The 854-nt window shown below is 47.7% G+C and carries 1 pseudogene; it reads left to right on the forward strand.

Annotation, left to right across the window (positions count from 1 at the left end):
* Nucleotides 1-854: pseudogene (locus KTG12_RS21420) on the forward strand (phage tail tape measure protein); the annotation flags it as partial.

The following is an 854-nucleotide window of genomic DNA, read 5'->3' on the forward strand; positions in this document are numbered from 1 at the left end:
CAGTTCCTCTCTGACACGTTTTCGAAGCTCGGAGATTCGTTCGGTGGTGTATTCAGTGGGATAGCTGAAGGCTTCAGTGTGGCAATGGATACTGTAAGTTCTGCCATGAACGGTGCGAAAGCCGGTGCTATGTTCGGTCCGATCGGTGCGTCTGCCGGTGCCGCTATCGGTGTGGTTACATCTTTGGCCGGTGCCATCGCCAGGATCCATGACAAGAAGAACGAGAAACGTATCCAGCGGTTACAGGATCAGATCGCCGCATTGGATAAATCATACGAAAAACTGGATAAATCCATTCAGAAGGCTTATTCGAATGATGCTTCCCAATTGATCGATCAGCAGAACACACTTTTGGAACAACAGAAAGTTTTAATCCAGCAACAAATCCGTGAAGAACAGGATAAAAAGAAAACCGATAAGGATAGGATAAAGGAATGGCAAAACCAGATTGACGAGATTAATGAAGCCATAGCAGAAAACAAGGAGAAGGCTAAAGATGCCATCTTCGGGGAAGACTTGAAATCCGCCATTGACAATTTCGCAAGCGCACAAGCCGAGGCGTGGGCTGCCGGTGAGGACCGAGCAGAATCGGCGAAAGAGGCTGTTAAGAAGATGATGCGGCAGATGGTCACTGAATCCATCAAGGCAGCAACGGAATCTTCCGGTGCGATGGAGAAGATCCGTGACAAGCTGAAAGAGTTCTATGCCGACAATGTCCTTTCCGGCTGGGAACAGGATTATATCTATAATATGGCGGAAGAACTGCAAAAAGAGATTGACAGGCAGTTCGGTTGGGCTGATAGCCTGATGAAAGATAAGGTGGAAGAGCCGGAGAAAGAAGAAGATATATCCGA

It is taken from the genome of Parabacteroides sp. MSK.9.14 (genome assembly GCF_019041495.1).
Classification (GTDB): Bacteria; Bacteroidota; Bacteroidia; order Bacteroidales; family Tannerellaceae; genus Parabacteroides; species Parabacteroides merdae.